The organism is Citrobacter sp. B72 (genome assembly GCF_016894305.1).
In the GTDB taxonomy this organism is placed as follows: Bacteria; Pseudomonadota; Gammaproteobacteria; order Enterobacterales; family Enterobacteriaceae; genus Citrobacter; species Citrobacter portucalensis.
The window spans coordinates 443,820-457,509 of record NZ_CP069801.1; the positions used below are offsets into that span (position 1 = coordinate 443,820).

Genomic DNA, 13,690 nt, shown 5'->3' on the forward strand with positions numbered 1-13,690 from the left:
CCGTGTGACGTCAATAAAAAAGGCGCTTCCCCATGCCGAGTAGCGCCTTTTAAAACAAACATTTAACTGATTAGTATCAGTTCATGCCGTATTTTTTCAGTTTTTTACGCAGCGTACCACGGTTGATGCCCATCATCAGGGCAGCACGGGTCTGGTTACCGCGGGTGTATTGCATCACCATGTCCAACAGGGGCTGTTCTACTTCAGCCAGTACCAGCTCATAGAGATCATTCACATCCTGACCATTCAATTGAGCAAAATAGTTCTTCAGTGCCTGTTTAACCGAGTCACGCAGGGGCTTTTGAGTTACCTGGTCCTGAGAGTTAACGGTAGAAACGGTCAGTACGTCAGAATTTACGCGTTGTTCGAACATAGTTCTGTCAGCTCTTTATTTCTGTTTACGCAAAATTTTCGAAGTATGCCTCCAACGCCGCCAGCTGTTCGCTGGAATCTTCAATGGCGTTGAATGTGCGCCGAAACTGGTCATCCGGAGCGTGTTCCTGGAGATACCAGGATACGTGTTTACGCGCAATTCGGTACCCTTTTGCCTGACCATAAAAGTCGTGCAGTTCCCGAATATGCGCACAAAGCAAGCGCTTCACCTCTGCCAGAGGCAGCGGGGGCAGCAGCTCCCCAGTGTCCAGATAATGCTGGATTTCCCGAAAGATCCAGGGTCTTCCCTGAGCTGCACGTCCTATCATCAGGGCATCCGCCCCCGTATAGTCGAGTACAGCTCTGGCTTTATGCGGGTCAGTAATGTCGCCATTCGCGATAATCGGAATGGAAACTTTCTGCTTAACTGCCCGAATACTGTCGTACTCAGCATCTCCATTGAACAAACAGGCGCGGGTGCGTCCATGAATGGTCAGAGCCTGAATGCCACAGTCTTCAGCCAGTTGGGCAATCTCTACGCAGTTACGGTGTTCCGGAGCCCAGCCGGTGCGAATCTTGAGTGTGACAGGAACGTCCACTGCATTGACGACCTCGGTTAGTATCGATTTCACTAAATCCGGGTACTGCAAGAGGGCTGAACCTGCGAGCTTGCGATTCACTTTTTTAGCCGGACACCCCATATTGATATCAATAATCTGGGCGCCGCTTTCCACGTTAATACGTGCGGCATCGGCCATCTCAACAGGGTCGCTACCGGCAATTTGCACCGTGCGAATTCCTGGCTCATCAACGTGCACCATCCGTAAACGAGACTTGTCACTTTCCCAAACCTGCGGGTTAGAAGACATCATCTCGGATACTGTCAATCCTGCTCCCATCTCATAGCACAGCGTCCTGAATGGTCTGTCAGTGATGCCAGCCATAGGTGCTGCGATCAGGCGATTTCTGAGCTGGTATTGTCCGATGCGCATGAGTTAAGAAATGACCATACTGTGACTGCAAGGCGGCGTATATTACGCATTTTTCGCACGAGATGAAAGGCCAAACTTTGACCAATCCACTGAGGTGGATCAATGAATTGCCGTAAATGTGAACGCATGAAAATATTTAATCATATAAATCATCGCATTATAAAAATGTGTCGATTTTATATACACATATAATTTTGCGTAACTTCTCATTTTTTCTTCAGCTGCAGACGGTACTGACAAGATATTCTGCTGAATTAATCAGCAAATTACCTCGTCATTGTGTGATCGCTACCTCATTTTAGTACAGGATCTCGGTATCCCCAGAATAGCTGTCCGTAATCTTGCGTTCATTCAACGGCTGCAGCGGGCGATTATTTGCCGCCCCAACAATGTAGTGGAATTTATCCATCTGTTCGGCAGAAAGAGCAACAGGCGTTTTCAGGATAGTCCAGGTGACGCCTTCGGTGCAGGGAGGTGTTGTTAACGAACCACGGTAGCGCCAGTAGGTTTTATTGTCGGGTAAAAGCTGGTGGATATCGACCGGCGAGAAGACGGCCATGCTGCTGTCCTCCATGGTTGGAAAGGACTCCCACAAATTTTGAATCGCCTGGTTTGGCTCGCCGATGTCAAACATAACCGCCACGATAGCGATGTCTCCGGATTGATTTTTGTGGACCAGCTGCAGCTCCAGCGGATAGGTTTTACCGTTGAGGGTATGTTCGCTCGGGGCATGAAAATCAAATTGTTTTAAATAATAAAGCGTTTCATCAATTTCAATAGAATTAGATGTGTAGCTACTCATCGTTGCCTGCAACGTATGGTTAATGCTCCGAAATCTGGTTGGGCCATCGACGTACTGCATGTTCAGCGCGGGGAGACCGAGTTTACTGGTTGTGGTGGTCTGGATGTTTATGGGGGATTGGTTTATGCCTGTCTGGCACGTTGCATACGCTTTGCTGATTTCTCCCCACCGTGCGGGGCCGTTTTCTTCGGTATATCCCCATGGTACTGCCAGCGTGGTCAGTGGCATCATGCATGCTGCCAGCAAAGTTGTTGTAAAACAGTTGAAACGCATACGTTTACTCAACGAAAATCAATATAAAAAATAACAAAATCAATTGATTATTATATCGCTGAGGAAAGTGTCGGTATGCTGGTCAATTGTCTGAAAATGGCGTGGTCAGATAACCACGCCGGAAGGGATTATTTTTTCTGGCCGGTAATGCGGCACCACTCTTCTTTCTCGATAACCGGATCGAGCGTAAAGAGATCGGCATAGGCTTCACAGACGCTTTCCGCCTGGCTGGCAAGAATACCAGAAAGCCCCAGCAAACCGCCCTCAACGGGCAGTACGCTGATTAACGGAGCCAGTTCACGTAATGGGCCAGCAAGAATGTTGGCGACCACCACGTCGGCTTTCATCGCCTCTGGCTGGTCTTTCGGCAGATAAAGCTCCAGACGCTCAGAAACACCATTACGCTGGGCGTTATCACGGCTGGCCTGAATCGCTTGCGGATCGATATCCACGCCAATGGCTTTCGCCGCACCCAGCTTCAGTGCCGCAATGGCAAGAATGCCGGAGCCGCAGCCAAAGTCGATAACCGTTTTACCGTTAAGATCAAGACCGTCCAGCCATTGCAGGCACAGAGAGGTAGTGGGGTGCGTGCCTGTACCAAACGCCAGACCCGGGTCCAGCATCACGTTGACAGCATTCTCATCCGGGACATCGCGCCAGCTTGGGCAAATCCACAGACGCTCACCAAAGCGCATCGGGTGGAAGTTATCCATCCATTCGCGTTCCCAGTCTTTGTCTTCGAGCTGTTCGATTTTATGCGCGAAGCCTTCACCCAGCAGCGGATGCTGTTCCAGGATGGCAACCACTTCTTTCATGTCGGTTTCTGCATCGAACAAGCCGATAACGTCGGTATCACCCCACAGGCGAGTCTCGCCCGGCAGAGGTTCAAACACCGGCGTATCATGCGTATCCTGGAAAGTAATGGAAACGGAGCCCGCTTCCATCAGCGCATCGCTCAACTCTTCAGCGTTGGCACCGGTCGTGTTCAGTTTCAGTTGGATCCATGGCATGGCAAAACTCTTTATTTATCAGTAGTCAATATGGCGGCTTGCGGGACGACGGAACCGAAACAGTTGCCTATCAAGAAAGCCAGCAAGCTTATCAGTAACGAGGGCACGATTGGGTGGAAGCCCAGGAACTGAACGTTAAAGGTGGCGAGTAGAGCATAAAGCACGCCGCCGACAATCATCGCGCTCAATGCGCCTGACGCGTTTGCCCGTTCCCAATAGAGGCCTAGCACCAGAGGCCACAGGAAGACGGCTTCCAGCCCGCCAAACGCCAGCAGATTAAGCCAGATAATCATCTCTGGCGGTTTCCAGGCGGCCAGCAACAGTAACGCGCCCAGCAGCAGGGTAATCACTGCCGACATGCGTTTCAGCCGGGTTTCGTTTTCCAGCTGTTCCGGGCGAAGGTTCAGGTACAGATCCTTAATAATCGTAGCGGAGCTTTGCAGCAATTGGGCATTGATCGTCGACATAATCGCAGCCATAGGTGCGGCGAGGAAGATCCCGGCAGCGACCGGCGGCAGGACTTTGACCATCAGCGTAGGGATTACCAGATCCGGTACCGTCAGGTCAGGGATTACCGCCCGTCCCAGGGCGCCCGCCAGATGCATACCAAACATCAGAATCGCCACCACGATGGTGCCGATGATAATGCCGCGGTGTACCGCTTTACTGTCTTTATAAGAGATACAGCGCACCGCCGTATGCGGCAGGCCAATCACGCCAAAGCATACCAGCACCCAGAATGAGGTCATAAACGTGGGTGACAAAATGTCATCAGCGCCCTGCGGCGAGACCAGTTTAGGATCGATAGTCTGCAGGGTTACCACCGCATTGCTGAGGCCACCGGCAGCATGAACAACGCCGACCAGCAAAACGATAGTACCAATCAGCATCACCATGCCCTGCATGGTATCGTTCAGTACGCTGGCGCGAAAGCCGCCGAACGCCGTGTATAACGCGATGCTGACGCCAAAAATCAGCAGACCGGTTTCGTAGGGGATACCCGCTGCGGTTTCCAGCAAACGTGCGCCGCCAATAAACTGTACGGTCATTGCCCCGACAAACGCGACCAACAGGCTGAGGCTCGCCAGCCATACCAGCAGGCGGCTCTGGTAGCGCGCAAATAGCATATCGTTGAGGGTAACAGCATTATAACGGCGTGCCAGAATGGCGAATTTTTTACCAAGAATTCCCAATGAGAGCCATACGGCGGGCAACTGGATCATCGCTAGCAGCACCCATCCCAGTCCGTATTTGTAAGCGGCACCAGGACCGCCAATAAACGAGCTGGCGCTAATGTAGGTTGCCGTTAGCGTCATCGCTAACACGACACCGCCCATGGAACGGCTGCCGAGGAAATATTCATTCAGGAAGGTACCGGTCGATCTCTTGCGCATGGCATAAACTGAGAGACCGAAGACCACCAGAAGATAGGCGACCAGCGGTAAAATAACTTCAAGCTGCATCGTCATCCTCCAACGGAATGTCGCGATAGATAAACTTCACCATCGCCCAGCACAGCACGATAAAAACCAGCGGCGTTAGCAGGCAGGCCATTTCGAACCAGTGCGGTAAGCCAGTAAAACCCAGCGTTGAATCTGGTAAGTAAGCGGCCACTAACCATGTGACCAGATATAAAAGGGTTAGCCACAGCGCCCAGCGCGCCTCTTTATGGGCCTGAACAAAACGAGCGTCCATTTTTTGTCCCTTGTGGATAAAGAAAGCGGGGATTGTACCTTATGGCACGTGCGGGAGGGGAGAAAAACAAAAGGCCGGAATTTCCGGCCTTTTCGGTTAACGCACGCTTACTTTTCCTGAAGTCCGAGTTTTTTCTCCAGGTAGTGGATATTGGTTCCACCGTGCTGGAAGTGCTCGTCATTCATGATACGGATCTGCAGGTCAACGTTGGTTTTGATACCGTCGATGATCAGTTCCTGCAATGCGTTTTTCATACGGGCGATAGCGACGTCGCGGTTTTCGCCATAGCAGATCAGCTTACCGATCATTGAGTCATAGTACGGAGGTACGGTGTAGCCTGCGTAAATATGAGACTCCCAACGCACACCAAAGCCACCCGGCGCGTGGAAACGCGTGATTTTACCCGGGCTTGGCAGGAAGGTGTTCGGGTCTTCGGCGTTGATACGGCATTCTACCGCATGGCCTTTAACCACAACTTCGTCCTGCTTGATGGACAGCGGTTGGCCCGCTGCGATGCGCAGCTGCTCTTTGATCAGATCAACGCCGGTGATCATTTCGGTTACCGGGTGTTCAACCTGAATACGGGTGTTCATCTCAATAAAGTAGAACTCGCCGTTTTCGAACAGGAACTCGAAAGTACCCGCCCCGCGATAGCCGATATCAACACACGCTTTGGCGCAACGCTCGCCGATGTAGCGACGCAGTTCCGGGGTAATGCCTGGCGCTGGTGCTTCTTCGACAACTTTCTGGTGACGACGCTGCATGGAGCAGTCACGTTCTGCCAGATAAATTGCGTTACCCTGACCGTCAGCCAGCACCTGAATTTCAATGTGGCGTGGGTTTTCCAGGTATTTCTCCATGTAGACCATGTCGTTATTGAAAGCGGCTTTTGCTTCCGCTTTGGTCATGGAGATGGATTGTGCCAGTTCGGCATCGCTGCGCACGACGCGCATACCGCGACCGCCGCCGCCGCCGGAGGCTTTGATGATAACCGGGTAGCCGATGCGTTTAGCATGAGCGCGGTTAGCGTCCATGTCATCGCCCAGCGGACCGTCAGAGCCTGGGACTGTCGGTACGCCCGCTTTCTTCATCGCGGTGATTGCGGACACTTTGTCGCCCATCAGGCGGATGGTGTCGGCTTTCGGGCCGATGAAGATAAAGCCAGAACGCTCTACCTGCTCAGCAAAATTGGCGTTCTCAGAGAGGAAGCCATAGCCCGGGTGAATTGCCACCGCGCCGGTGATTTCAGCGGCGCTGATGATAGCCGGGATGTTCAGATAGCTTTTTACGGACGGAGCCGGGCCGATACAGACCGTCTCATCCGCCAGCAATACGTGTTTTAAATCGCGATCCGCACTTGAATGCACAGCGACAGTCTTGATGCCCAGTTCTTTACAGGCACGAAGAATACGCAGGGCAATCTCGCCGCGGTTGGCGATAACAATTTTATCCAACATGTTCGCCTCGTTATTCGATGACGACCAGCGGCTCGTCAAATTCTACCGGTTGACCACTTTCTACCAGGATCGCTTTAACTACGCCGGATTTGTCGGCTTCGATCTGGTTCATCATTTTCATGGCTTCAACGATGCACAGGGTATCGCCCGCATTCACTTTCTGTCCGATTTCGATGAACGCTTTAGCATCCGGGCTCGGGGTGCGGTAGAACGTACCAACCATTGGGGAGCGTACGATGTGACCACTGATTTCCGCTGCTGCCGGAGCTTCCATACTTGGAGAGGCAGTTTGTGCGACAGCGTTAGACAGAGCTGGTTGCTGCATCACTGGTGCAGCATAAGCCTGTTGCATCATCGGAAAACTTGCAGCTGGCGCCGCACGGCTGATGCGTACAGATTCTTCGCCTTCAGAAATTTCCAGTTCGGAGATGCCTGATTCTTCAACCAGCTCGATCAGTTTTTTAATCTTACGAATATCCATGAGTGGGTTCCGTACTCTTTGTTTAGTGAGATTGTGACAGGCGTTTTACCGCCGTCTGTATAGCATTTTTATAACAGTGAGTGACAAGATGCCACGCATCTCAGGCGCTGCACTGGGTGCTGCTGCCATTAAGTGAGATTGCCAGACTTGTTAGTCATTGTGCGGCTATCTTCTGCCATTTTCGGGTAAAAGACAAAATATACCTTCAATATGCGATTGTCACCCTTTCAGCGCCTTAAAAACGCTACCGGGGATAGCAAAGTCGCACATTATAACTATTTCGTAGCAATTGGCAGCTAAATACTGGTCTTATCAGGGAAGATAATCAACCGTTAACATGTAAAGAAAATCGGATCGTCCGTGTTTTGCAACGCACTGCACATATCGTGAAACTACCGCCACCACTGGCGAAACTTCTTGTAACGGCACGCTAATAGCACCGCAGCGAGCGCTGCATAAATAATCGGTTGAGGGGAGATAATTTTTACCGACCACAGATAATGTATGGGTGCCAGGATCGCCACAAGATAGACGAAGTTGTGCAAATACTGCCAGTTTTTACCCAGCTTTCGCTGCGCAGCCTGCGTGGATGTTAAGGTGAGGGCGAATAATATGACCCAACTGACAATGCCCAAGGTTAAATAAGGCCGCGTAATTAATTCCCGCCCTAACAACGCCAGATTATTAATGCCCAGTTCCAGTAACGCGTAGCTGGTTAAATGCAGTGTTGCCCATGCGAAACACCATAGCCCTAACAGGCGACGTGTGCGTATCAATAATGGCTGTTTAGCGTAGCGCGCGAGTGGAGAGACCAGCAAGGTTGCCAGCAAGAATTTCAGAGCTGTCCTACCAGTAAAGTGCTGGATATCTTTGACCGGATCCGCGCTCAGACCGCCGTGATTTATCGCCCAAAATAGCCAGATAAACGGCAAAAAACCGGCAAGATGCAGGCAAAATTTCAGCCCGGTAATGTGCTTTGCGGTCAGTCGCACTTAAAAATTCTCCTGCAAATTGAGTCCGCGATACAGTGACGCAACCTCTTCGGCATAGCCGTTAAACATCAGCGTGGGCTGACGCTGTACGTCCAGAATACCGCCAGCGCCAATAAAACGCTCAGTGGCCTGGGACCAGCGGGGATGATCGACATGCGGATTCACGTTGGCATAAAACCCGTATTCATTGGGCGCGGCCAGATTCCAGGTTGTCGGAGGGCGTTCGCGCGTGAGTTTGATACTCACAATCGACTTAATGCCTTTAAATCCATATTTCCACGGCACAATTAAGCGAATGGGCGCGCCATTTTGTGGCGGAAGGGCCTTACCATAAACCCCCACGGTAAGCAGAGTGAGTGGGTGCATCGCTTCATCCAGGCGCAACCCTTCAACATAGGGATACTTCAGCCCGCCGCCAATAAAGCGATCTTTTTGCCCTGGCATTTCTTCCGGTGCGTACAGCGTTTCGAACGCGACATACTTCGCATTGCTGGTGGGTTCCACCTGCGCCAACAGTTTATGTAACGGGAAACCAATCCACGGCACGACCATTGACCAGGCTTCCACGCAGCGCATGCGGTAAATCCGTTGCTCCAGCGGGAAACGGGTGGTCAAGGTATCGTGATCGAGAGTGAGTGGTTTGGCGACCTCACCACTGATTTTTAATGTCCACGGATCGGTTTTCAGGCTACCCGCGTTGGCTGCCGGATCCGCTTTGTCGAGACCGAATTCATAGAAGTTGTTGTAGCCAGAAACTTTATCCGCTGGGGTTAAAGGAAGCGAATTTTGCCAGGCGGCGGGCTTGCTGAAATCAAGCGGCTTTCCCGCAGGCGCGGGCGGGCGGTCATTACCCTTAAACCAACTCAGAAGGTCAGCCTGCGCAGAGTGGGGTAAAGACAACGCGGCTGCGCTGATCCCTAATGCTTTCAGTACATGGCGACGCTGCATAAAAAAAGCCGACTCGTCAGTGACGTCGGCTTCTGTAAATGGACGTAATTTCTTCATAACAGACTCCCGGCTTACGCGTCATAACTGACAGGGGACGCGTAGTTAATATGGCAGGGAGTCTGTAGATGTGCCGCGAAATTTCGTTAATTAAGTGTAAATTTCTGCGCCAGAGTCTGTTACTTCACCTTCACCAGCGTACGGCCTTGCACCTGGTTATTGATGATGGCATCGGCGAACTTCGGCGCATCCGCCAGCGTAATTTCCGTTGCAGCCTGAGCATAGAACGATTCCGGCAGATCCTTAACCAAACGCGCCCAGGCTTCTGCACGGCGTGCCGGCGGGGTCATCACCGAGTCCACTCCTTGCAAACGAACGTTACGCAGAATGAATGGCATCACCGTGGTTGGCAGAGCGAAACCGCCCGCCAGGCCGCAGGCGGCAACACAGCCGCCGTAGTTCATCTGCGCGAGGACTTTCGCCAGAACTTTGTCGCCAACGGTATCCACCGCGCCAGCCCACAGCTGTTTTTCCAGCGGGCGAGATTCAGCAAATTCATCGCGGCCAAGAATGCGGTTAGCGCCCAGGCTTTTCAGGTAGTCGTGGGTGCTTTCACGACCCGAAACCGCCGCAACCTGATAACCCAGCTTATGCAGTAACGCAACGGCCGTGCTGCCCACGCCTCCGCTGGCGCCAGTGACGACAATCTCACCGTCTTGCGGACGAATTCCTGCATCTTCAAGCGCCATGACGCAAAGCATGGCGGTAAAGCCAGCGGTACCGATGACCATGGCTTTACGTCCATCCAGCCCTTTTGGCAACGCAACCAGCCAGTCGCCTTTCACGCGTGCGCGTTCTGCCAGTCCACCCCAATGATTTTCACCTACGCCCCAACCGGTCAGTAAAACCTCCTGACCCGCATGAAAACGGGGATCTTCGCTTGCTCGCACGGTACCAGCGAAATCGATACCAGGAATCATCGGAAAATTACGAATGATTTTTCCCTTGCCGGTGATAGCCAGGGCGTCTTTATAGTTCAGGCTTGACCAGTGGACATCCACCGTCACATCGCCTTCCGGTAGCTGATTTTCGTCGAGGGGTTGAACGGATGCGAGGGTTTTTCCGTCCTGCTGTTCTAAGATCAAAGCCTGCATAACCTGTCCTCAATTCGTATAGTGGATTGGAAAATTAATAATGAAGACTATACTCGCTAATCAAAACATGATGCCGATTCTGCGCAATAAATTGCCAGATATACCTGATTTGGTAGTATGCCCTCACAGTTTGTATAAATTGGCGGATTTTGTGGTCAGTTTTGCATTTTAGAGTCGATTTATCACTTTCAGGCCTGTTTCATAACTGTCGGAGTTAACACAAGGATGCGATTAACGACGAAATTTTCAGCTTTTGTCACGCTGCTTACTGGGTTAACGATCTTCGTGACTCTGATCGGCTGTTCGCTGAGTTTCTACAACGCTATTCAATATAAGTTCACCACGCGCGTTCATGCGGTCGCGACGGCGATTGATACGCATCTGGTCTCCAGAGATGTCGTTGCGTTAACCCCGCAAATCGATGAACTGATGGTTTCTGTTGATATCGTGCGCATCGAACTGTTGCAGGGCGAAAACGTGGTGTATGACCACTCCCGGACCAGCAGCTACCGACCGGCAGGGACAAACAATCTCTACCGCGAGATTACCGTACCGTTGGTCAAGCATCCGGGTATGTCATTGCGTCTGGTTTATCAGGATCCGATGGGTAACTATTTCCATTCGCTACTGACCACCGCACCGCTCACGATAGCCATTGCTTTCATTATTCTGATGCTCTTTTTGTCTGTGCGCTGGCTTCAGCGCCAGCTTTCGGGTCAGGAGCTGCTGGAGATTCGTTCCACACGTATTCTGAACGGCGAACGTGGACCGAACGTGCGGGGAACGGTCTATGAATGGCCTGCGCGTACCAGCAGTGCGCTCGATATGCTGCTGACTGAAATTCAAAATGCCCGCGAGCAACGCAGCCGCCTGGATACGCTGATTCGTTCCTATGTCGCGCAGGATACAAAAACCGGGCTAAGCAACCGCTTGTTCTTTGATAACCAACTGGCCACGCTGCTGGAAGATCAGGAAAAAGTAGGCTCGCATGGCGTCGTGATGATGGTGCGCCTGCCGGACTTTACGCTGCTGCGCGATAGCTGGGGAATCACCCTCGCGGAAGAACAAATCTCGACGCTGATCAATTTGTTGTCGACTTTTATGACGCGGTATCCGGGCGCGTTGCTGGCGCGCTACCACCGTAGCGATTTTGCTATCCTGCTGCCGCACCGTACTCTAAAAGAGGCGGAAAGCATCGCCGGGCAATTATTAAAAGCGGTAGATGCACTTCCGGCTAATAAAATGATCGATCGTGCCGATATGGTTCATATTGGCATTTGCGTTTGCCGCAGCGGTCAGTCGCCGGAGCAAGTAATGGATCATGCCGAAGCCGCCACCCGGAATTCGGTATTGCAGGGCGGAAATAGCTGGTCGGTCTATGATGACTCGCTGCCGGAAAAAGGTCGGGGCAATGTACGCTGGCGAACGCTGATCGAACAGATGCTCAGCCGGGGTGGGCCAAGAATTTATCAAAAGCCTGCGGTAACGCGCGAAGGCCGGGTGCACCATCGGGAGTTGATGTGCCGTATTTTTGATGGCAACGAAGAGGTCATTTCGGCGGAATATATGCCGATGGTCCTGCAATTTGGTCTGGCAGAAGAATATGACCGTTTGCAGATAAGCCGTCTGATCCTGCTTTTGGGCTACTGGCCGCAGGAAAATCTGGCGATGCAGACAACGGTTGAATCGCTTATTCGTCCACGTTTTCAGCGCTGGCTGCGTGATACGCTGATGCAGTGCGAAAAATCATTACGCAAACGCATAATTATTGAACTTGCTGAGGCAGATGTCTGTCAACATATCAGCCGGTTACAGCCCGTTATCAGATTGATGAATGCGCTGGGCGTGCGTATTGCCGTTACGCAGGCGGGGTTAACGCTGGTGAGCACCAGTTGGATCAAAGAGCTTAACGTTGAGTTATTGAAGCTTCATCCAAGTCTGGTGAGGAACATTGATAAGCGAACGGAAAATCAGCTTCTGGTTCAAAGCCTGGTGGAGGCCTGTTCGGGAACACCCACGCAGGTTTACGCCACGGGCGTACGTTCGCGTAGTGAGTGGCATACGCTGACAGAACGCGGAGTTGCAGGTGGGCAAGGGGATTTTTTTGCCGCATCACAACCACTTGACACTAACGTGAAAAAATATTCGCAAAGATACTCGGTTTAACCTGCCGTTTAATTTGTTTTCACGTAGAATAACGCGCGCTGTGCCTTCTGGGGGTGTGCTTGCCTGCTCGCCAGGTTGTAACAGCAAACATGCAGGTGAATGACCTTTGACAGGTTGCAAACAAAAGCGAGGAGTGCTGCTGATTTATTCAGCCCTGATGGACTCAGGCCGGTTTTGTAACAAAGGAAACGAACTGCACTAATTTTCACCGTAGCAGATGATTTTTGCGCCTTGTCGCTGCTGCGTGTGGTTGGTAAAGTAAGCGGATTTTGTTTTCCGCCCCAGCTTTCAGGATTATCCCTTAGTATGTTGAAAAAATTTCGTGGCATGTTTTCCAATGACCTGTCCATTGACCTGGGTACCGCGAATACCCTTATTTATGTAAAAGGACAAGGCATCGTATTGAATGAGCCTTCTGTTGTGGCCATTCGTCAGGATCGTGCCGGTTCGCCGAAAAGCGTGGCTGCAGTAGGTCATGATGCGAAGCAGATGCTGGGTCGTACGCCGGGCAATATCGCTGCAATTCGCCCAATGAAAGACGGCGTTATCGCTGACTTCTTCGTGACTGAAAAAATGCTCCAGCACTTTATCAAGCAAGTGCACAGCAATAGCTTCATGCGCCCAAGCCCGCGCGTACTGGTGTGTGTACCGGTTGGAGCAACTCAGGTTGAACGCCGTGCGATCCGTGAATCCGCTCAGGGAGCAGGTGCTCGTGAAGTGTTCCTGATCGAAGAGCCGATGGCGGCCGCGATCGGTGCGGGTCTGCCAGTCTCTGAAGCAACCGGTTCAATGGTTGTTGATATCGGTGGTGGTACCACTGAAGTTGCCGTTATCTCCCTGAACGGCGTGGTTTACTCCTCTTCTGTCCGTATTGGCGGCGACCGCTTCGATGAAGCCATCATTAATTATGTTCGTCGTAACTACGGTTCACTGATCGGTGAAGCGACCGCAGAACGTATTAAACACGAGATCGGTTCCGCTTATCCGGGTGACGAAGTGCGCGAAATCGAAGTTCGCGGTCGTAACCTGGCTGAAGGCGTTCCGCGCGGCTTTACCCTGAACTCTAACGAGATTCTGGAAGCTCTGCAGGAACCACTGACCGGTATCGTAAGCGCAGTAATGGTTGCACTGGAACAGTGCCCGCCGGAACTGGCGTCTGACATCTCCGAACGCGGTATGGTGCTGACCGGTGGCGGTGCGCTGCTGCGTAACCTTGACCGTCTGTTAATGGAAGAAACCGGTATTCCAGTTGTTGTTGCTGAAGATCCGCTGACCTGCGTGGCGCGCGGCGGCGGCAAGGCGCTGGAAATGATCGACATGCACGGCGGCGACCTGTTCAGCGAAGAGTAAT

General features: G+C 52.0%; 14 protein-coding genes. 2 read left to right on the forward strand and 12 right to left on the reverse strand.

Features of this window, described 5'->3' with window-relative positions; translation table 11 throughout:
• Positions 1 to 76: 76 nt before the first annotated feature.
• The 11 genes from fis to acuI form a co-directional block, all read right to left on the reverse strand.
• Positions 77 to 373 (reverse strand): DNA-binding transcriptional regulator Fis, encoded by a 297-nt coding sequence (gene fis, locus JQN59_RS02140; protein WP_000462905.1) that lies wholly within the window; start codon positions 371 to 373, stop codon positions 77 to 79.
• 25 nt (positions 374 to 398) lie between these two features.
• Positions 399 to 1,364 (reverse strand): tRNA dihydrouridine synthase DusB, encoded by a 966-nt coding sequence (dusB, locus tag JQN59_RS02145; protein ID WP_008785970.1) that lies wholly within the window; start codon positions 1,362 to 1,364, stop codon positions 399 to 401.
• A gap of 298 nt (positions 1,365 to 1,662) precedes the next feature.
• Positions 1,663 to 2,397, reverse strand: coding sequence for a carbonic anhydrase (locus JQN59_RS02150; RefSeq protein WP_239484209.1), 735 nt, complete (start codon positions 2,395 to 2,397; stop codon positions 1,663 to 1,665).
• A gap of 170 nt (positions 2,398 to 2,567) precedes the next feature.
• Entirely contained in the window at positions 2,568 to 3,449 is an 882-nt protein-coding gene (gene prmA, locus JQN59_RS02155; protein ID WP_003025221.1) for a 50S ribosomal protein L11 methyltransferase, read from the reverse strand.
• An 11-nt stretch (positions 3,450 to 3,460) separates the two neighbouring features.
• A complete protein-coding gene (gene panF, locus JQN59_RS02160; protein WP_149607295.1) occupies positions 3,461 to 4,912 on the reverse strand; it encodes a sodium/pantothenate symporter in 1,452 nt (483 codons plus the stop codon).
• Entirely contained in the window at positions 4,902 to 5,144 is a 243-nt protein-coding gene (locus JQN59_RS02165; RefSeq protein WP_003828839.1) for a YhdT family protein, read from the reverse strand. Before JQN59_RS02165 ends, panF begins: the two co-directional genes overlap by 11 nt.
• Before the next feature lie 107 nt (positions 5,145 to 5,251).
• Complete coding sequence (gene accC / locus JQN59_RS02170; RefSeq protein WP_003828838.1) at positions 5,252 to 6,601, reverse strand: acetyl-CoA carboxylase biotin carboxylase subunit; 1,350 nt, start codon at positions 6,599 to 6,601, stop codon at positions 5,252 to 5,254.
• Positions 6,602 to 6,611: 10 nt separating this feature from the next.
• Positions 6,612 to 7,082, reverse strand: a complete 471-nt coding sequence (accB, locus tag JQN59_RS02175) for an acetyl-CoA carboxylase biotin carboxyl carrier protein (protein WP_003025210.1) — start codon at positions 7,080 to 7,082, stop codon at positions 6,612 to 6,614.
• A gap of 392 nt (positions 7,083 to 7,474) precedes the next feature.
• Positions 7,475 to 8,074 carry a protein-methionine-sulfoxide reductase heme-binding subunit MsrQ gene (gene msrQ, locus JQN59_RS02180; RefSeq protein ID WP_048215440.1) on the reverse strand — a complete coding sequence of 200 codons (600 nt, stop codon included), beginning with the start codon at positions 8,072 to 8,074 and terminating at the stop codon, positions 7,475 to 7,477.
• Positions 8,075 to 9,079 (reverse strand): protein-methionine-sulfoxide reductase catalytic subunit MsrP, encoded by a 1,005-nt coding sequence (gene msrP, locus JQN59_RS02185; RefSeq protein ID WP_057067970.1) that lies wholly within the window; start codon positions 9,077 to 9,079, stop codon positions 8,075 to 8,077.
• A gap of 119 nt (positions 9,080 to 9,198) precedes the next feature.
• A complete protein-coding gene (acuI, locus tag JQN59_RS02190) occupies positions 9,199 to 10,173 on the reverse strand; it encodes an acrylyl-CoA reductase (NADPH) (protein WP_003828832.1) in 975 nt (324 codons plus the stop codon).
• A gap of 225 nt (positions 10,174 to 10,398) precedes the next feature.
• Here acuI and csrD point away from each other — a divergent pair, with 225 nt between their 5' ends.
• Positions 10,399 to 12,339: an RNase E specificity factor CsrD gene (gene csrD / locus JQN59_RS02195; protein WP_048215442.1), complete on the forward strand. Its 1,941-nt coding sequence runs from the start codon at positions 10,399 to 10,401 to the stop codon at positions 12,337 to 12,339.
• An 8-nt stretch (positions 12,340 to 12,347) separates the two neighbouring features.
• On the opposite strand, the gene JQN59_RS02200 is transcribed toward csrD, so the two are convergent.
• Entirely contained in the window at positions 12,348 to 12,668 is a 321-nt protein-coding gene (locus tag JQN59_RS02200) for a hypothetical protein (RefSeq protein WP_153752135.1), read from the reverse strand.
• Between JQN59_RS02200 and mreB the strand changes: the two genes are divergently transcribed.
• A complete protein-coding gene (gene mreB, locus JQN59_RS02205; protein WP_000913396.1) occupies positions 12,646 to 13,689 on the forward strand; it encodes a rod shape-determining protein MreB in 1,044 nt (347 codons plus the stop codon). The two genes, JQN59_RS02200 and mreB, sit on opposite strands and share 23 nt — an antisense overlap.
• Position 13,690: the final 1 nt, after the last annotated feature.